This window comes from Spirosoma endophyticum (assembly GCF_900112365.1).
Classification (GTDB): Bacteria; Bacteroidota; Bacteroidia; order Cytophagales; family Spirosomataceae; genus Spirosoma; species Spirosoma endophyticum.
On record NZ_FOLQ01000026.1, the window covers coordinates 1 to 18,332 of the forward strand.

Consider the following 18,332-nt stretch of genomic DNA (forward strand, 5'->3'; position numbering starts at 1 on the left):
TGAGTATCCTAAAAAGCTGGCTTGCCATGCGGGCGTAGCTCCCTTTGAGCACTCTTCAGGCAGTAGTGTACGGGGCAAGACCCGCGTGAATCATCATGCCCGAAAATCACTTAAAACGTTACTCCATATGGCAGCCATGTCGGCCCTACAGGTGAAAGGAGAGTTACAGGATTATTATCAACGTAAAGTCGCCGACGGTAAAAATAAGATGTTGGTCATCAACGCATTACGAAATAAACTCATCCATCGGGTCTATGCAGTGGTCAAGCGAGGCAAAAAATATGACAAAACTTATGCCCTCCCCCTTGCTTGATCCATAGAAATCGGCCCGGTCTCGCTCATTTTTTTGCCCATGAACAAATTCATCCGCAGCATAATCACCTTCGCGCTCACGAACCGCTTTGCCGTCTTTTTCGGTATTGCGCTGATCGTTGTCGGGGGCGTAGTCGCTTTTCTGAACACGCCCGTCGAGACATTCCCCGACGTAACGAACACAAACGTGGTTGTCATCACGCAGTGGCCTGGTCGTTCGGCCGAAGAAGTCGAACGGTTCGTTACGTTACCCCTCGAAACGGAACTCAACTCGGTGCCGCGAAAGAGCACCCTACGTTCCGTTTCGCTGTTTGGCCTATCGGTCGTAACCATGATTTTTGAGGATGGTGTCGACAATTTCACCGCCCAGACCAACGTAGCGAATCGCCTGGCTGCCGTAGACCTGCCAAACGGCGTATCGGCCGAAGTAGAGCCGCCTTACGGTCCCACAGGCGAGATTTACCGCTTCACATTAGAAAGCAAAGACAAGGACGTAACGGAACTGAAAACGATTCAGGACTGGGTAATCGAGCGGCAAATTAAAAGCGTGCCGGGCATTGCCGACGTCGTGAGTTTTGGCGGCAAAGTCAAAACCATTGAAGTTAGCCTGAATCCAACGTTGCTGGCTAATTACGGTTTCACGGCTTTAGACGTCGATCAGGCGATTCAATCGAGTAATATCAATGTTGGCGGGGATGTCATCAAGCAGGGAAATCAGGCGCTTGTTGTGCGGGGTATCGGCCTGCTGACCAAGCCCGAGGACGTAGCCGGAATTATCATCGACAACGTCAATGGCGTGCCCATTAAAGTGCGTGACGTAGCAACGGTAAAGGAAAGCTTTCAGCCCCGATTGGGTATTGTCGGGCGCGACAAGCAGGACGACGTAGTAGAATGTATTGTGGTAATGCGCAAGGGCGAAAACCCCAACGATGTCATCCCGGCATTGAAAGCTAAAATTGATGAGTTAAACAATCAGATTCTGCCGAAAGACGTCAAAATCAAGACATTCTACGATCGTACTACGTTAAATAATTACACGTTACATACGGTTGGTGAGAACGTACTGACGGGGATATTTCTGGTTACGCTCATCCTGCTGATTTTCCTGGCCGACTGGCGTACTACACTCACGGTTGCCATTGTTATTCCGCTGGCCTTGTTGTTCGCTTTCATATGCCTTCGTCTGAAAGGTATGACGGCCAACCTGCTCAGTATCGGCGCATTGGATTTCGGGATTATCATCGACGGAGCTGTTGTAATGGTGGAGGGCTTATTTGTGATGCTGGCTCATCGAGCTCAACAAATGGGTATGACGAAGTTCAACAACCGCGCTAAACTGAGCTGGATTGTTCAGAATGCTACGGAATTGGGTAAATCCATTTTTACCTCAAAAATTATCATCATTACGGCTCTGCTGCCGATTTTTACCTTTCAGAAAGTAGAAGGCAAGCTATTCAGCCCACTGGCCTGGACCATTGGTTTTGCCTTAACGGGTTCGCTCATCGTCAGCCTTACGCTGATTCCGTTGCTGTGTAGCTTGCTGCTCAACAAGCAGGTACGTGAACGGCACAATCCGGTGGTAAATGGACTGGAACGCGCCTATGTCCCCGCGCTGAACTGGGCGATTCGCCAGCCCGTTTCCATCATTTCCATTGCGTTGGGAGCGCTGGGCTTTTCGGTCTATCTCTTTCTGTTTCACATTGGGTCAGAATTTTTGCCGCAGTTGAATGAGGGCTCTATTTACGTGCGAGCCAGCCTGCCGTATTCAGTATCACTGGATGAGAGCTATGCCTACACCCGCAAATTTCGGTCAATTTTTGAGGAGTTTCCAGAGGTACGGGGTGTCATTTCGCAGACGGGTCGTCCAAACGACGGCACTGATCCTACGGGATTCTTCAACAACGAGTTCTTTGTGGACCTTTATCCAAAAGAAGAATGGAAGCGCGACGTATCGAAAGACGAGCTAGTGGCGCAAATGCAGCAGAAGCTGGCTCGTTTTCGCGGGGTTTCCTTCAACTTTTCGCAACCCATTTCCGATAACGTAGAAGAAGCCGTGTCGGGTGTGAAAGGCTCGATGGCGATCAAAATCATTGGTCAGGATCTGAACGTACTGGACAAAGAAGCGACAAAGGTGTTCAATGTCATGAAGACTGTGCCTGGCGTGAGCGATCTGGGCGTCTTCCGTAACCTCGGCCAGCCGGAATTTCGCATTCAGCTCGATCCGCAGAAACTAGCGCTCTATAACGTGCCCACCGACGTAGCCCAATCGGTAATTGAAACCGCGATTGGCGGTAAAACCGTAACGCAGTTTTACGAGGGCGAACGTCATTTCGATATCAAAGTTCGTTACGATGAGCGGTTTCGGTATTCGCCCGAATTGATTGAGAATCTGATGGTCCCAACGCGTTCCGGTAGCAAAATTCCACTCAAGGAGCTGGCTGACATTGGCACGCGGTCAGGACCCGCTTTTGTGTACCGCGAAAACAATGCCCGCTTTATTGCCATCAAATTCTCGGTACGTGACCGCGACCTCGGCAGCACCATTGCCGACGCACAGAAACGGGTAGGGAATCAGGTGAAACTCCCCGATGGCTTTCAAATGCGTTGGGCGGGTGAGTTCGAAAATCAGACGCGGGCCGAACGGCAGTTAGCGATTGTCGTGCCAATCAGTATCACGATCATCTTCCTGATTTTGCTCTTCACCTTCGGCAGTGCGCTCGATGCTACGTTGATTATCCTGAATGTACCGTTTGCACTCATTGGCGGGATGCTTGCTCTTTGGCTAACGGGTATCAATTTTAGCATATCGGCGGGCGTGGGTTTTATTTGTCTGTTTGGTGTATCGGTGCAGGATGGGGTCATCCTGATTAACCGATTCAAGGAAAACCTGCATAACAAACTGCCCATTAGCGAAGCCATTCGGGAAGGAGCCCTAACCCGGGTACGACCGGTTGTAATGACGGCCATGATGGCCTCCCTCGGTTTATTGCCAGCCGCTTTGTCAACGGGAATTGGCTCCGAAACACAGAAGCCACTGGCTATCGTCATGATTGGCGGCCTGATGACCTGTACGGTTCTGTCGCTGCTGATTCTACCTGTTACGTACGAACTGATTCACAGTCGGCGTGCACGAAAAGAAATGGCGCGGCATGAGTCCAAGGCCGTTGAGTTACCGCATCATCCGTAACAACCGAAGCGGTCAGGTTGACTAACCTGACCGCTTCTGATTTCCAATTGAGTTCTGTACCTATCGCCAGTAACCCGGCACCCAAACATAGCCTCGTCGGCGGGTTGCCCAGTAACCGGGTACCCATACCGCTCGCGGTCGGGGAGGAGCTACCCAGTAACCGCCGTGCCAACGATAACTGTTGCGGTAGGGTCTCCATTCTTCGGCTACCCATCTGTGACGCGGAGAAGGGGCAGGCGGGTGGGCAATTACTACGTGCGGTCTGGGTACAACGAGTCGTTGTCGTACATACACCTGAGCATTCGTATACGCAACTGAACCGATGAACAGACTAGCGAAAAGCAGACTTTTAAGGGCGGTTTTCATAACGTTTTAGAGGTAAAGTTAAAACTGTTATTAGGTTGCCAATTGACATGCTGAGCATCCACGTCAGCATTGTATATAGAGTAACTATTCTATGCTGCTTAGAGTTAAAAACTGTCATTGAGTTTAAAGTAGAAAACCTTAAACGTGAATGTTACAGTTCAACGTGTCATAGATTATGCCGAGCAGCTTATACTTTTTCCGTAACCTGCTTCTGATTCGCCCGCAACTCCTTCGTTGTTTTTCTGGAGCCGTCGTGACTCCAGCCGGGAGGGCCGAAAATATAGCCCAGCGCAGCCCGGAATGAGTTTGCCCGGCGAACGTCCTGCCCAATAGCGATCCACTCATGAAAAGCAATACGTACTGGATTGTGGGAGCCAACATTTGTGGTTAATCCGTAGGTCGGACGATTGCGTTCCAGCTCGAAAGTGCCGAATAGTCGATCCCAGATGATAAGTACGCCCGCGTGATTTTTGTCTAAATAATTCAGATCAGAACCGTGATGTACCCGATGATGTGACGGTGTGTTGAAAATATACTCAATCGGTGCCGGAAACTTATAGATGTGTTCGGTATGTATCCAGAATTGATATAACAAACTGATAGCCTGCATGGTCATGACGGCAACCGGCGAAAACCCGATCAGGGGTAACCAGATCCAGAAAATAAATGCCCCGGAGATATTGCCTGTCCATGTCTGACGAAGCGCTGTACCCAGGTTGTATTTCATGGATGAATGGTGCACTACGTGCGAGGCCCAGAAGTAGCGGCTGCTGTGACTAATTCGATGGAACCAGTAGTAGCTTAAATCGTCGGCAAAAAACAGAATAACCCATGTCCACCACTGGGTCATATCGGCGGTGAAAAGCCGAAATTGGTAAACCAGCGAATACGTACCCAATACGATAGCTTTCCCGACAACTCCGACAAGTACGTTGCCAATCCCCATCGCCAAACTGCTGGCCGTGTCTTTGGCGTCGTAGTAATCTTTTTGCTGAATCGCTGTGACAATAACCTCTGCAATTAGCAGAATGACAAAGCCGGGAATAGCATACTGAATCAGATCTCTCATAGTTTTTCTGATTTTTGTGCAAATTAATACCTTTTAAACGCAGAGCGCACAAAGAATTATACAAGGCCACAGGTTTTACGTCTCTGTGGACACTGCGTAATCCTTTGTGCGCTCTGTGTTTAACTATATGAATTCTACCGATTCATCGAAATCAGGAACTCTTCATTGCTACGTGTCCCTTTCATATGGCCAAGCAGAAAGTCCATGCTTTCCATCGGATTCATATCCGACATATGCTTGCGTAGAATCCAGACGCGTTGCAGGGTTTCCTTGTCTAACAGCAGATCTTCGCGCCGTGTACCCGATGCCATAACATCGATGGCCGGATAAACCCGCTTGTTCGCCAGCTTACGGTCGAGTTGAAGTTCCATGTTGCCGGTACCTTTGAATTCTTCAAAGATTACCTCATCCATTTTCGAACCCGTGTCGATCAGGGCGGTAGCGATAATGGTCAGCGAACCACCATTCTCCACGTTCCGGGCTGCGCCAAAAAAGCGTTTGGGGCGGTGAAGGGCGTTTGCGTCCACACCACCTGACAAGATCTTGCCCGACGATGGTACGACCGTATTGTAAGCCCGCGCCAGACGTGTAATGGAATCCAACAGAATCACTACGTCGTGACCGCATTCAACCATTCGCTTTGCTTTTTCGAGAACCATGCTCGACACCTTCACGTGCCGGTCCGCCTGCTCATCGAATGTTGATGAGATTACTTCAGCATTGACGCTACGGGCCATATCGGTCACCTCTTCCGGACGTTCGTCAATCAGCAACACGATCAGGTACACCTCCGGATGATTCTTCGTGATGGCGTTGGCAATCTCTTTCAGTAAGACGGTCTTACCGGTTTTTGGCTGGGCAACGATCATACCGCGTTGTCCTTTGCCAATAGGGGCAAACAAATCCAGTACGCGCGACGAGTAATTATCGGGGCGGTTGCTCAGATGAAGTTGCTCTTCAGGGAAAAGAGGAGTGAGGTATTCGAACGGAATCCGATCCCGGATTTCTTCGGTTGTTTTACCATTTACAGTCGAAACACGTAGCAGCGCAAAATATTTTTCACCTTCCTTGGGTGGACGGATAGCACCCCGCACGGTATCGCCTGTTTTCAGGCCGAACAGTTTAATTTGTGAAGGCGATACATAAATATCGTCCGGGCTGGCTAAATAGTTGTAATCAGCTGATCGAAGGAAGCCATAACCACCATCCTGCATAATTTCCAGAACACCTTCATTGTCAATGATACCATCGAACTCACGAATGTGTTGATTATACTGGCGACGGATGCGGTTTTGATATTCCTGCGCTTCCCGAGCCGCTGGTTGCTGAGGTTGAGCTGGTTGCTCAGATTGCTCAGTTTCGGGCTGGGGTTGCTGAGTTCTCTGTGTTTCGGCTGGTGAACTAACAGCTTCAACCTCCGAATTGACAACAGAAACCGGCGTTTCACCCGAAGACTGCATATTAGCTGCGTTGTCTTCCGTTACAACTGTTGGCGTCATGAACTCCTCATCAGCTTGGCCGCCGTAGTTTAGCCCTGTTTCGTCGGTTACTATGCGTTGGGTACGCGGCCGTTGATCACGTCGTTGGGCGTTATCACGCTGACCTGAACTTGCCTCACGGTTAGTGTCTAAACGTTGCCGATTATTGTCCGGCCGAGCGTTCACATCGCGTGATCCTGATTGAGTATTTTCGGGCCGTTGTATCCGTTGCCGGTTATTATCTGGCCGAGCGTTCACATCGCGTGGCCCGGATGGGTTTCCATTCGTACGATTTCGGTCGTTACGTGGATTCCCGGATTGGAATGGCCGTTCCGGACGATCTGTTGCGGGTAAGTTACTACCATTGCGGTTAGGCCGATTCTCCGCACCATTCTGGGCTGGTTGGCTTGCTTCGCTTGGGCGCTCTTCTGGAGCTGTGGTGGGTTCCGTTATGACCGGTGCAGACGTATTTTCAGTCACCTCAGGGACTGCTGCGGCTGGCTGCTCAGGACTAACGGCTGCGTCGGTAGCTGCAACCTCCCGGCGAACACGCTGCCGAGGCTTGGCTGTATCTGGCGCAGCGACTACAGTTTCCACGGGTAGACTCATTTGCGCTGGATCAGACGTAGCAGCCGGTTTTATCCGACGACCACGCTTGGGCGCTTCATCAACAGCCGCGGTTGCCTCGGGTATTTCGGGCCCGGGTTTCTCAGACTGTTGTTTTATAATTTCATAAACAAGTTTTTCTTTCGTGAATTTGGCAATGTTGCGGATGCCAAATTGCTCGGCAATGGGGTGAAGCTCCGAGAGAAGCTTCATATCTAATTCTTCTTTCTTAAACATACAGGTCAGGTTAGCAATAAACCTTGAAAGGACCGCTGGAGCGGCAAGGATGGAAATTGGGGATTGTTGAAATATGAAACAGCCAGTTTGACAGGCAGGCTATCAGGCCATAATATAGGCTCGTGGGGCTTTATGATTGATAAATCAAAGTAACCTCAACTAATTCAAGTAATTACGTGATGAAAATAAAACTATACTATAAACTGGGATGATTTACCTGATCCAAACACAAAGGTCTGGTGGGGCCAGACACGGTGGTTATCAAAACGTTTGGAAAACTGCGGTGCGACGTTTTGTTGGTTCGCCGTTGCGACGGTTTGCCGTAATAGATACAGGCTGTTGCTTTGATGAAAGAACTACCTGTCGACCGGATTGATAGTGACAAAGGTAGTAGTTTGATCTGGTTTTGTCAATAGAACGTTATTCCCTAATAAATGTTTCCAGTTCTGAAATAAAATAATGGAAACAAGAAAAAGGTCGCTTTGATGACAGCTATTCTGGTCTTTTGCTATTTGTCGATCCAAATAGGGACAATTGCGTCGTTAAAAAACCTTAAAACACTAGGTGAGTATAAATTTTGCCTTTAAACCAACGTTCACTCTTTCGTATGGGAATAAATAGGAGCCCTACCCAACTGCCAACTACACTGAATCTGGTTGTAGACTGGGGTAATTCTAGTCTGAAAACAGGTTGGTTCGATGGCCCAATGTTAATTGAAACCGGTCGGTATGGATCGCCGGATGAATTGGCAGGCGATCTTGAAAGTCGTTCAGTGGGCCACATGCTGGTGTCATCAACCAGTCGGCCTGCTGATGAGATCCGTACTCAATTACTAGGTTTAAAAACCAATTTTTGGTTGTTGGATAGCCAAACAGCGGTGCCTATACGTAAAGCCTATGATACGCCCACCACGCTTGGAACTGACCGAATTGCGGCCGCAACAGGTGCGGTAAGCTTATTTCCAGGACAAGATTGTTTGGTACTTGATTTGGGTACGTGTCTGACAGCTGACTTCGTCGATCAGGATGCCGTCTTCCAGGGCGGGCTAATTTCGCCGGGCTTACGCATGCGTTTCCGAGCTATGCATGAACAAACGGCCCGACTGCCGTTGGTTGATATGGCCAGTGAGTGGCCTGGGCTGACCGCGAGGAATACGAAGCAGGCCATGCAGAGTGGCGCAATGAATGGCCTGCTGTTTGAGATACATGGCATCATTGCCATGTATCGTCAGCAAAGGCCGGGTATTGTGGTGCTGGTATGTGGTGGTGATGCGGCTTCCTTTGAAAGTCGTCTTAAACAGCCGATATTTGCAGTGCCTGAATTGGTGCTGATTGGATTGAATCGAATTTTACGCTATAATGTTGAAAATATACAAGCGAATACGCCAGACGTTAACGCATAGTTTGCTGGCCGTTGCCGCGACATCGCCGATTGTGTTGGCACAGGGGTTGGGTAATTCACCTTATTCAGCTCTGGGCGTCGGAGAATTATACAGCCCGGCTAATGTAACGAACATGGGCATGGGCGAAGTGGGTATTAGTAATGCCAGTGCCTTCTACCTGAATCTGCAAAACCCTGCATTACTGGCCCGTCGCACCCGTTTTACGGTATTTGAGGTGGGTCTAATCGGGCAATCGACCGCTATTAGCCAGAACATGAGCAATACGGTCAAAAAACAAAACAACTTTGCTGGTAATTTAGGCTATCTGGCTCTTTCGTTTCCCGCTAATTCGCGTTGGAACATGTCGATTAGTCTGAAGCCGTACACCTACGTTAACTACAGTATTCAGCAAACGGCTGACTTACAAGGTACTACCAACAGCGCGGTGTATAATTATACAGGCCGCGGTGGTTTGAATAAAGCGACGTTTGCGAATGGGGTTCGCGTTACCAAAAATATTTACGCCGGCGCAGAGGCTTCATTCCTTTTTGGTAACATCACGCACTCGTCGTCTGCGCTCACATACGATAAATTCAATCCAAACGCTGATAACGTAACGATAACCCGATTGGGCCGCACAAACTACAGCGATATCGTCTTTAAGTTAGGCGCAGCCTGGCGTCCTAAATTAAGCGACACATGGACACTTAACGTGGGAGCTACGTATGACCCCAAAATGAATATTAATGCGAATCAGACTGATATCTATCAGCAATCCTATGTAGGTGCCGTTCCTGATACGTTGCGATTAAACTCTAAAGGGAAGGCAACGTTACCAGAGCAAATGCGCGTTGGTATTAGCCTCGAAAAGGGCAATTCATTATTGTTTGGTGTGGATGTAGGTATGCAGAAATGGTCACAATATCGCACTGCCGATAACCAATCCGGAGGCTTTGCGGACGCAATGAATATCGCAGCTGGACTGGAATATACGCCTAAACCTACATCCAATCGGTATCGTGATTTAATTACCTATCGGGTTGGGTTCCAGTACAATCGCCTTCCATACCAGGTGAATGGCGCACAAATAAATGATATTAACGGTAGCTTAGGTTTGTCGCTGCCGCTGGGTGCTTATTTCGTAAACCACGTAACGCTCTCACTTGTGGGTGGCCAGCGGGGTGTATTGACAGGTACCCAGATTCGGGAGCAATATGTGCGTATCGCGCTGGGCTTCTCATTGAATGACTGGTGGTTCCGGAAACAGGTTGTTGATTAACTAGTTATTAAAGAATGGAGAATATAGCGTGTAGAATAAAGAATAGAGAAGTGACGAGGATAAAGGCTGTTTTTTATTCTACACTTTTCATTCTTCATTCTTCATATCTATTATTGGCCTGTGAAGAGCCTAAGCAGACGAGAAAAGTAGTCCCCTATAGCGGACCGATTGAAGAAATTAATGATGTGAAACTGCTGTATAGCGAGGCCGCCAAGTTGAAGGTGCGCTTAACAACCCCCAAGCAGTTTCGGTACATTAATGATGATCGGAAGTATCCCAAACCCGTAAATATTGTTTTCTACAGCCCCACAGGTGAGGAAGTAACGACGATACGTTCCGACTCGGGTCGCTACGATAAAGGCAAAGATTTATACGTAGTGATGGGTCACGTGGTTGTTATCAATAAGCAGAAACAGGAAAAACTGCTCACTCCCGAACTATACTGGAAGCCACAGACAAAGAAAGTCTATACAGACAAACGAGTGACGATACTAAGCCAGTTAACAGGCGAAAAACTTTACGGAATTGGGTTGGATGCCAATCAGGATTTTTCGCAGTATTCAATCCGAAAACCATCAGGGGTGTTCAACGTTGAACCAGGAATTTGATCTGCTGGTTGTCAGTTGCTGGCCAGGCGGTAAAACTAGTGACTGACGGCTAAAGACTATTTTACACATGTATCTAAAATGGGTGTGACTTCTTTAACGCCGATTAGTTTTTTCTCTCCTCCCCATTCATTGTAGATATACGTAACTAATTCTGCTACTTCGAGGTCGCTAAGTTGTGGTTGAGCGGGCATAGGGCGGTTGTAAGGCTTGCCATTAACAATAATTGGTCCTTTCTGGCCGTACCGTATCAAACAAATTACACTGTTTTTATTGGCTAAATAATCCGATCCGGCCAGCGGTGGATACAGAGCCGCCAGACCTTCACCTTTATTTTGATGGCAGTTTGCACAATTGTTTTTATAAACCAGAATGCCTTCGGTAATGTATTTCTGCCGCTTAATTTCTTCATCACTCTGACAGGAAACAAGGACAAAAAGGGTAACGAACACAGATAAAATTCCTGTAAAGCGCATCATTGAGTATACTCGGCAAGCAGCCGGTTCATGTCGTTCATTAGTTTGTCAACACCGGCTTCGGTCGTACCGTCGTAGATGCCCCGAATATGTTTGGCTTTATCGACCAGAATGAATGCACCACTGTGGACAACGCCCCCTGGTGCCGATGAATCAGCCTGTGCCGTGACCATATAACTATTCTGGCCAATGTCGTAGATTTTGTCACGGTCTCCCGTGACAAACAGCCATTGGCGACCCGTTACACCCAGGTTTTTAGCAAATTCGTTTAGCACTGCCACCGAATCATGGGCAGGATCAATGGTGTGCGACAGTAACATTACGTCTGGATTCCCTTTAAATTTCTCGTAAACCCGTTTCAATTGCACCTTCATTTTTGGGCAAATGGTTGGGCAACTGGTGAAGAAAAAATCGGCTACGTAGATTTTATTATCAAGCGTTTTAGCTGTTACCGTATCGCCATACTGACTGACAAACTTAAAATCAGGAATTGTCTGATAGGTTGAATCGGTTACTGATTTCCCGTCCACCGTCTTTGTAACGGCCTCCCGCTGGCCCAAGATGGGAAGTTTATCATCTGTCGAAGAGTTACAACTCCACAGAAATGCGGCCAAACTCACCAAGAGCAGATACAGGCTATTTTTTACCAAGATACTGTTTCGCCTGTTCAATGCTGGTATTAACTTTTGTTTTAACATCGGATATTTGATCTTTTTGCGCACTTAAGTAACGCAGAGCGTCGTCGGATGAGAGTTTAGTCAACGTATCTCCATTGTAGTGACTCATCCAATCCATCATTAGGCTATCGGCAACGATAAGGTTACGGCTTAAGCGTGAAGCTTGTTCTTTTTCTTCGTCCGTCCGAACCGCAGCAGTCGCTGAGCCCGTGGTTTTCAAGCTATCGAGTAACGCAATACGTTGTTTTAGTTGCTTCTTCATTTTCATGATGTCGTCGATTTTAGGCATCACTTCATCATGGATAGCAAATACCTCATTCTCTGTTTCTTTAACAGTTTCCTTCCCCGAGTTACAGCCCCAGAGAACTCCACTAATGCCGAGCAACCCGGCCACTATAAGCGTCAATTTATACATTGAAAACGGGTGAAATTAAATGTTACTGGTGAGTCTACCTTCATTTCGCTACCGACGTAGCCCCTTGTTTCAAGATTTCACGAGCATTTTTGAGGGCGCTGGTCGATGGATTTTTACCACCGATCATCTGCGCAATCTCGTTGATACGTTCATCGAGTGTAAGTTTCCTGATTCGGCTTACGGTTTTATCGGCGGAGTGATCTTTATATACAAAATAATGTGCGGTACCCTGCCCGGCTATCTGGTGGAGGTGCGTAATAGCAATGATTTGGTGGCTATGTGCCATATCGCGCATCATGTTGCCCATTTTAATTGCAATTTCGCCTGAGACGCCCGTATCAATTTCATCAAATACAATCGTGGGCAACGATCGTTTACTGGCCAGAATGTATTTGATCGCCATCATCAATCGGGAAAACTCACCGCCCGATGCTACGTTCTTAAGTTGCTGCGGCTTGACGCCCTTGTTCGCGCTGAACAAAAATGAAATCGTGTCGGCACCCGTGGTTGTCGGTTTACTCGTTTCAGCCTGTATTTTTAGCGAAGCATTTGGCATACCAAGCTCCTGAAGCAAGCCACCAATCTCGGTCTCGATGAAGGATAGAACGGCTTGGCGCGAGGCCGATAAAGCGTCGGCACTGGTTTGAAGTTGAGCACGGGCCGTTTCTGTTTGTGCTTTTGCGTCGGCTAAAGCATCATCCAGATTAAGCACTTTACTCACCTTTAGGCCAAGATCATTACGTAGCGCAAGTAAGCCTGCTACGTCTTTAAGCTGGTGTTTGGCCTGAAGTTGGTAAATTAGATTCAGCCGTTCCCGAATGGTTTCAGCCCGCGTATCGTCAATCTCCACGCGATCCTGCTCCGTGCTAATCTCGTCCGCTAAATCACGAAGTTCAATCAAACTACTTTGGGCGCGTTGCAGCAACTGCTCATATTGGTCCGACAACTTACTGATGTAAGCGAGATTGCTAACCGTACCTTTTAAAAAGTCAATAACTGATTGTTCCGTGTTATCTAAATATTCATACGCCAATTGCAAGCGTTCTTTTATTTCTTCCGCATTTTCAAGAATTGTTAACTCTTGTTCGAGCGATTCCTGCTCGTCGGGCTGCAACTGGGCTTTAACCAGTTCTTCGTAAAGAAAATTGTTGTAATCAAACTCCTTACGCATGGCTGACGCTTCAACCTTCAATTGGTCATAATGCGTCTTTTTCAAGCGGTAGGACTGATAATCAACTCGGTAGAGACGTAGCAGATTGTCGTTTTGCGCGTAGACATCCACAATCTCCAGTTGATATTCGTTTGAGCCAAGTAGTACCGAGTCGTGCTGTGAATGGATATCCATCATCTGACTCGTTACGCGTCGGAGCGTTTCAAGATTCACCGGTGTATCGTTGACAAACGCCCGCGACTTACCGCTGACACTAATTTCCCGTCGAACGATGCACGTACTGGAATAATCTAATTCTTCTTCCTCAAAAATTCGTTCGATACTATACCCTGATACGCCGAATGTACCTTCAATTATGCACTTCTTCTCCGGGTTATATAACACACGCGTATCAGCCCGGTTGCCCAACAGCAAGCCGATAGCGCCCAGCATGATTGATTTCCCCGCCCCGGTTTCGCCAGTGATGATATTCAGTTCACGGTCGGGCATGAGTTCGACTTCGTCAATCAGCGCGTAGTTTTTAATTAATAAATGCGATAGCAAAATCAGTGAGTAGTTAGCCGTAAATAGTTATCAGTCGATAGCCGTCAGTCAATAACAATACGCCTGGAGCTGGTTTGTTGCTGACGACTAACAACGGATGACTATTTACTGTCCATCCGTAATTAATTTCCGGTAGTTTTCGGTTTTAGCCGGGTCTAAATAGGAAAGCAGCTCGAACGCTTGTTTACGCTCAGTCGGGGTTCCTTCAAACATAATATTATACAATTCCTGCGACTTAGCATCGAAGAAAGAGTTGAGTAATACTGAATTCGGTAACTGCAGGCCAATGGTGCGAATCGTCGACAACAGATCGAGGGTTTGTTTCCGCACCTGTACCGGGTTAGTCGCAAAAACATCTAATCCCTGGCGATAATAGGTATAGAGGCCGTCGCGAAATGGAATCAATTGCTGATTCTGTAAATTCTCAATGAGCCAGTATCGATTACGGCGATCACCGCCCGTTTGCCAGGCCCCATTGGGCGATCCCTGTTGAGCCAGGTTGACAATCGAATACGCCCGTTGCACAAATGGATTGCCACCCTGCTTACTGAACGTATCATAATCTACAGCCAATATAACATTGGCATAGAATCCCAGCAGAGAGGTAAGATCATCGGAGAACTGGTTTTCCCGAAAATAAACGGGTGTTGTTGGTAAATAGACAAAGTTGAAGGAACGATCAACGTAGCTGAAAGTCGTTGATTCATAAGTAGTTCCATAAACGGGTCTGGTTACCGTAATCTGGGCCGTTGCTTCGAAAGCCCCTTGGGCCAATGACTTGACCAGGTTGATATTCATCGAGCAGTTAATACGCTCAGCAACCGTAAACTGGTCATTGCTCCACCGCCGATTATTCATGAAATCGGTAATAATGCCTTTTAACTGGTTTACATAAGAGAAATCAGTCTTCTGCTGAGCAAACAACTGGTCTGAGTTGATTGTCACCTGGCAGTTCAGTTCCTGCGCCCGTACTGCGCTGGTCAGACAACATAACAGGACTATTACTTGTATCGATTTCATTGGATTTTCTCGGTAGTACTCTACGCTCTGGCACTGACTCTTCTGTAAGCAGGACAACTAATTCACACCGATTTTAAGGCATTCTCAATTAACATTACCAGATCCTGTGCTACGTCCTCTTTCGATTTTAGGGCAAATTCATGGGTTTGCTCATCTTTGTCAATAACGGTAATTTTATTCGTATCGTGCCCGAAGCCCGCACCCGCGTCACGCAGTGAATTTAACACAATCCAGTCTAAATTCTTTGCGTAAAGTTTTTTTAATGCGTTCTCATGTTCATTGTCTGTTTCAAGAGCAAAGCCCATTATTAGTTGCCCACGTCGTTTCTGAGCCCCTAGCGTAGCGGCAATGTCGGCCGTTTTGGTTAACTCAATGGCGAACGTAGTTTCTTTTTTCTTGATCTTGCGGTCTGCGGGATGAGCGGGTGTGTAGTCAGCAACGGCTGCACTCCAAACGGCAATATCGACATCGGCAAAAATGGCCTGTGTGGCTTCGAACATTTCCTGTGCCGACCGAACGTCAATACGTCGAATAGACGGATCTGGAACCGGTAGTGCTGTTGGTCCGCTCACTAATGTGACGTCTGCGCCTGCTTTGGCAAACGCTCTGGCAATGGCATAGCCCATTTTACCGGTCGAATGGTTACTGATATAACGTACTGGATCAATTGATTCCTGCGTTGGTCCTGCCGTAATCAATACTTTCTTTCCAGTCAGTTCTCCAGGCCCCATGCCCGATGCTTCATGCTCAAAGAACGTATCGAGTACCTGTAGAATCGTTTCTGGCTCGGCCAGACGACCTTCGCCAACCAGGCCGCTGGCCAGTTCGCCGTATTCAGCCTGGATAATGTGATTACCGAACGATTTAAGCCGACGTATATTTTCAGCAGTGGTGGGATGAAGGTACATATCCACATCCATGGCCGGAGCAAAAAATACCGGACATCGTGCCGACAGATAAACCGCTGACAATAGGTTATTGCAGAGGCCAGTAGCGCAACGAGCCAGTGTGTGCGCTGAAGCGGGTGCTATCACAACAGCATCAGCCCAGAGGCCCAGTTCAACATGGTTGTTCCAACTGCCATTATCCGTATTAACGAAGCTAGACAGCACTGTTTTCTTCGATAACGTAGCCAGCGTTAGCGGTGTAATGAACATCTGTGCCGATTCTGTCATAACGACCTGCACCTCGGCTCCGGCTTTTAGGAGAAGCCGCACTAATAATGCGGCTTTATAAGCCGAAATACTTCCCGTTACACCAAGAAGAATTCGTTTGCCCGCTACTGACATATGGCGCTGGGAGTAGGCGTATTTGTGAAAGTATGAAGGGACTAAAACACCAAAACCGCATGGTAAAAGCTATACCATGCGGTCCTGAAAATGATGAAAGACTCACATTACTGCTGAGCTTCCTCGTCGTTGTAGCGCCAGTATACTTTGCCTTCCAGAAACTCATCCGTTGCAATGGAGGTTGGTTTGGGCATACGCTCGTAGAATTTCGAAATTTCGATTTGCTCCCGGTTTTCAAATACTTCTTCCAGGTTGTCAACCGCAGAAACAAACTCCGACAATTTGTTGCTCAGCTCTTCTTTATTCTTCGACGCAATTTGTCGGGCGCGTTTCGATATGATCGATACCGATTCGTATAAATTTCCGGTGTGAGCCGCAATTTTGTCGTTGTTGCGGGTAATAATGGATTGATTCGTTGCCATATACTTGGTTTTCAGTACTTGGTTTGTTGTTTACGATTGTGTGTCAGAAGCTATACAATCGTAAATCAGAAACGGTAAACTATTGATTTGCTGCGGTTACTTTTGCCGGGCGAGTGGCGTCTTTAAGCCGTTCTTTTTCCTTCTCGCGCTCCTGTTCCAGTTTGTACAGCCGTTCAATCTCTTTCTGGCTGGTTTCGTACATCTTCTCCGACTGTTTTAAGAATCGGCTACTGGGGTACTTATCAACAAATGCCTGGTGATAACTAATCGCTTCCTGATAGCGTTCCTTCTGCTTGCCTTCCAGGCTATTTTGCGCCAGACTAAATTCGGCATCTACTTTTAGGAAGGCTAGTTCTTCATTGTATTCCGAATCCGGAAAATCTTTCTGGAAGTTGTTAATAGAAATTACAGCCGATTTATAGGAAGCAATGTTAAAACCACTGGTTTTATAATACAACTTCGCTTTCTCGTAGGATTTTCGTTCCAGCTTGGCGCGTAAGTCCAGAATCAATTTGGTACCTTCTTCTTTGTATTTGCTATCAGGATAGGTATTGATGAAATCCTGAAGCGCCGAAGTAGCAGTGAGTGTATTGGATTGATCCAGGTTAAACGAGGGCGTGTCTTTGTATAGCGAGTAGGCATACATATACATCGCTTCCTGAGCGTAATCAGATCGGGCGAAAGTCTCGTAAAACTTCTTGAATAACGTAGCACTCAACAAATATTGCTGTTGCTGATATTGCGTGTAGGCATAATAAAACTGAGCCATTTCAGACTCTGTGCTGCCTTTAAGTACGGGAATCAACTCCTCGAACAGTAAGCCAGCACGGTACCAGTCCCCTTTTTTATAGTATTCAACAGCTCCTTTGTATTTTTCATCGTCGCTTCCGCTTTTCTGTAATTTAGAGAACGGACTACACGATTCAAGGAGAAATAAGACCCAAATACCAAGGAGGGCCTTAACAATATGACGGTGTTGCATAGGGTTGCAAAGATACAAAAAAAATACAGGCTACACCGTTTTAACGACGATGTAGCCTGGCATAGTGCCGGGAATGACCAACCACTGGCGGTATTTATGCTATTTTAACAAACAGAGCCAACTCTTATTGATGGCGAACAAGAAGCCGTTTGGTGGCGACCTTTTTGCCATCGACCGAAAGTTGATACAGGTAATAACCTGTATCCAGATGACGTGTCGCAATACGAACTTTTCGCTCGCCACGATCCAGTTCGTGAGCGGCCACAGATTCACCTAATACGTTCAATAAAACTAATTTAGCTTCATTAACCGGAGCGTTAAACTGATAATCCAGTTCCGCAACGTCGTCGGCTGGGTTTGGGTAGGCATTGGAAACCCATAACTTCTCACTCGAATACAGGCCTCCTTCTTTTTCTTTATTTTCCTGTGTGACCCCCACGCGCGCTTCGCTGGAAACAGCGGGTGTAACCTCGTTGGAAACTGCCCGTGCCGTTGGTTTAGTACCTGACTGGGCCATAAGTAGCGACCGATAGTGCGCGTTGATTGTCGTATTCTTGTTTACCGACATTGCCCGGTCCAACCCCGATAAGGTCGGATTTGGCGCGATCGAAAACCGCTGGGAAGAAAGGCCAGTCGAGCCCGTTTTGCCTGGTGGAGACGTACGACCCAATTCAAGTCGACTTCCTTTACGAGCATCCGAATCCCGCTGGGCGACCTGCGCCTGGAGAGGGATCGTTGCCGCTAGCAAGCCCGTCAATACACCAATAAGTATAATTTGTTTCATGAAAGTCCTCTATGTACACAAATATTCAACACA

At 47.4% G+C, this 18,332-nt stretch carries 17 protein-coding genes; 5 read left to right on the forward strand and 12 right to left on the reverse strand.

All coding sequences use genetic code 11. The features are described from left to right. Together BM202_RS31560 and BM202_RS31565 are read left to right on the forward strand one after the other, a co-directional pair. The coding region (locus BM202_RS31560) for a transposase (protein WP_143100701.1) at window positions 1-313 on the forward strand (313 nt) is incomplete at its 5' end. A gap of 39 nt (window positions 314-352) precedes the next feature. After that, entirely contained in the window at window positions 353-3,499 is a 3,147-nt protein-coding gene (locus BM202_RS31565) for an efflux RND transporter permease subunit (RefSeq protein WP_093833775.1), read from the forward strand. Window positions 3,500-3,559: 60 nt separating this feature from the next. Here the strand turns inward: BM202_RS31565 and BM202_RS31570 are convergent, their stop codons facing one another. From BM202_RS31570 to rho, 3 genes are all read right to left on the reverse strand, one after another. Continuing rightward, a complete protein-coding gene (locus tag BM202_RS31570) occupies window positions 3,560-3,865 on the reverse strand; it encodes a YXWGXW repeat-containing protein (RefSeq protein WP_093833777.1) in 306 nt (101 codons plus the stop codon). Window positions 3,866-4,052: 187 nt separating this feature from the next. After that, window positions 4,053-4,934: a sterol desaturase family protein gene (locus BM202_RS31575; RefSeq protein WP_093833779.1), complete on the reverse strand. Its 882-nt coding sequence runs from the start codon at window positions 4,932-4,934 to the stop codon at window positions 4,053-4,055. 134 nt (window positions 4,935-5,068) lie between these two features. Continuing rightward, window positions 5,069-7,255 (reverse strand): transcription termination factor Rho, encoded by a 2,187-nt coding sequence (gene rho / locus BM202_RS31580; protein ID WP_093833781.1) that lies wholly within the window; start codon window positions 7,253-7,255, stop codon window positions 5,069-5,071. A 607-nt stretch (window positions 7,256-7,862) separates the two neighbouring features. On the opposite strand from rho, the gene BM202_RS31585 reads away from it, so the two are divergent. Genes BM202_RS31585 through lptC form a run of 3 tightly spaced genes read left to right on the forward strand, consistent with a single transcriptional unit; the run spans window position 7,863 to window position 10,523 of the window. After that, a complete protein-coding gene (locus tag BM202_RS31585) occupies window positions 7,863-8,657 on the forward strand; it encodes a type III pantothenate kinase (protein WP_177236761.1) in 795 nt (264 codons plus the stop codon). Next, window positions 8,614-9,915 (forward strand): BamG family beta-barrel-assembly machinery protein, encoded by a 1,302-nt coding sequence (locus tag BM202_RS31590; protein ID WP_245776871.1) that lies wholly within the window; start codon window positions 8,614-8,616, stop codon window positions 9,913-9,915. Before BM202_RS31585 ends, BM202_RS31590 begins: the two co-directional genes overlap by 44 nt. Window positions 9,916-9,929: 14 nt before the next feature. Continuing rightward, complete coding sequence (gene lptC, locus BM202_RS31595) at window positions 9,930-10,523, forward strand: LPS export ABC transporter periplasmic protein LptC (RefSeq protein ID WP_093833783.1); 594 nt, start codon at window positions 9,930-9,932, stop codon at window positions 10,521-10,523. Window positions 10,524-10,579: 56 nt separating this feature from the next. Here lptC and BM202_RS31600 read toward each other — a convergent pair whose 3' ends face one another. The 9 genes from BM202_RS31600 to BM202_RS31640 all read right to left on the reverse strand — a co-directional run bounded on the left by BM202_RS31600 (window position 10,580) and on the right by BM202_RS31640 (window position 18,299). Then, window positions 10,580-10,999, reverse strand: coding sequence for a c-type cytochrome (locus BM202_RS31600; RefSeq protein WP_245776873.1), 420 nt, complete (start codon window positions 10,997-10,999; stop codon window positions 10,580-10,582). After that, window positions 10,996-11,694, reverse strand: a complete 699-nt coding sequence (locus tag BM202_RS31605; RefSeq protein WP_093833785.1) for an SCO family protein — start codon at window positions 11,692-11,694, stop codon at window positions 10,996-10,998. Before BM202_RS31605 ends, BM202_RS31600 begins: the two co-directional genes overlap by 4 nt. After that, a complete protein-coding gene (locus BM202_RS31610) occupies window positions 11,633-12,088 on the reverse strand; it encodes a viral A-type inclusion protein (RefSeq protein ID WP_093833787.1) in 456 nt (151 codons plus the stop codon). Before BM202_RS31610 ends, BM202_RS31605 begins: the two co-directional genes overlap by 62 nt. A gap of 40 nt (window positions 12,089-12,128) precedes the next feature. Beyond that, entirely contained in the window at window positions 12,129-13,802 is a 1,674-nt protein-coding gene (recN, locus tag BM202_RS31615; protein ID WP_093833789.1) for a DNA repair protein RecN, read from the reverse strand. Window positions 13,803-13,907: 105 nt separating this feature from the next. After that, window positions 13,908-14,822: a type IX secretion system protein PorD gene (porD, locus tag BM202_RS31620; RefSeq protein WP_093833791.1), complete on the reverse strand. Its 915-nt coding sequence runs from the start codon at window positions 14,820-14,822 to the stop codon at window positions 13,908-13,910. Window positions 14,823-14,884: 62 nt separating this feature from the next. Further along, complete coding sequence (gene coaBC / locus BM202_RS31625) at window positions 14,885-16,111, reverse strand: bifunctional phosphopantothenoylcysteine decarboxylase/phosphopantothenate--cysteine ligase CoaBC (RefSeq protein ID WP_093833793.1); 1,227 nt, start codon at window positions 16,109-16,111, stop codon at window positions 14,885-14,887. Window positions 16,112-16,218: 107 nt separating this feature from the next. Beyond that, window positions 16,219-16,533, reverse strand: a complete 315-nt coding sequence (locus tag BM202_RS31630; protein ID WP_093833795.1) for a DNA-directed RNA polymerase subunit omega — start codon at window positions 16,531-16,533, stop codon at window positions 16,219-16,221. Between the two features lie 79 nt (window positions 16,534-16,612). Next, the gene (locus BM202_RS31635) at window positions 16,613-17,515 is read right to left on the reverse strand and encodes an outer membrane protein assembly factor BamD (protein WP_093833796.1); all 903 of its coding nucleotides are present in this window, start codon (window positions 17,513-17,515) and stop codon (window positions 16,613-16,615) included. Window positions 17,516-17,639: 124 nt separating this feature from the next. Next, window positions 17,640-18,299 (reverse strand): T9SS type A sorting domain-containing protein, encoded by a 660-nt coding sequence (locus BM202_RS31640; protein WP_093833798.1) that lies wholly within the window; start codon window positions 18,297-18,299, stop codon window positions 17,640-17,642. Window positions 18,300-18,332: the final 33 nt, after the last annotated feature.

Coding starts and splice junctions, on each gene's coding strand:
- BM202_RS31610 (WP_093833787.1), bottom strand. CDS start 12,088: ATGTATAAATTGACGCTTATAGTGGCCGGGTTGCTCGGCATTAGTGGA.
- BM202_RS31575 (WP_093833779.1), bottom strand. CDS start 4,934: ATGAGAGATCTGATTCAGTATGCTATTCCCGGCTTTGTCATTCTGCTA.
- rho (WP_093833781.1), bottom strand. CDS start 7,255: ATGTTTAAGAAAGAAGAATTAGATATGAAGCTTCTCTCGGAGCTTCAC.
- BM202_RS31565 (WP_093833775.1), top strand. CDS start 353: ATGAACAAATTCATCCGCAGCATAATCACCTTCGCGCTCACGAACCGC.
- BM202_RS31605 (WP_093833785.1), bottom strand. CDS start 11,694: ATGTTAAAACAAAAGTTAATACCAGCATTGAACAGGCGAAACAGTATC.
- lptC (WP_093833783.1), top strand. CDS start 9,930: ATGGAGAATATAGCGTGTAGAATAAAGAATAGAGAAGTGACGAGGATA.
- BM202_RS31600 (WP_245776873.1), bottom strand. CDS start 10,999: ATGATGCGCTTTACAGGAATTTTATCTGTGTTCGTTACCCTTTTTGTC.
- BM202_RS31640 (WP_093833798.1), bottom strand. CDS start 18,299: ATGAAACAAATTATACTTATTGGTGTATTGACGGGCTTGCTAGCGGCA.
- BM202_RS31635 (WP_093833796.1), bottom strand. CDS start 17,515: ATGCAACACCGTCATATTGTTAAGGCCCTCCTTGGTATTTGGGTCTTA.
- BM202_RS31585 (WP_177236761.1), top strand. CDS start 7,863: ATGGGAATAAATAGGAGCCCTACCCAACTGCCAACTACACTGAATCTG.
- BM202_RS31590 (WP_245776871.1), top strand. CDS start 8,614: ATGTTGAAAATATACAAGCGAATACGCCAGACGTTAACGCATAGTTTG.
- BM202_RS31630 (WP_093833795.1), bottom strand. CDS start 16,533: ATGGCAACGAATCAATCCATTATTACCCGCAACAACGACAAAATTGCG.
- BM202_RS31570 (WP_093833777.1), bottom strand. CDS start 3,865: ATGAAAACCGCCCTTAAAAGTCTGCTTTTCGCTAGTCTGTTCATCGGT.
- coaBC (WP_093833793.1), bottom strand. CDS start 16,111: ATGTCAGTAGCGGGCAAACGAATTCTTCTTGGTGTAACGGGAAGTATT.
- porD (WP_093833791.1), bottom strand. CDS start 14,822: ATGAAATCGATACAAGTAATAGTCCTGTTATGTTGTCTGACCAGCGCA.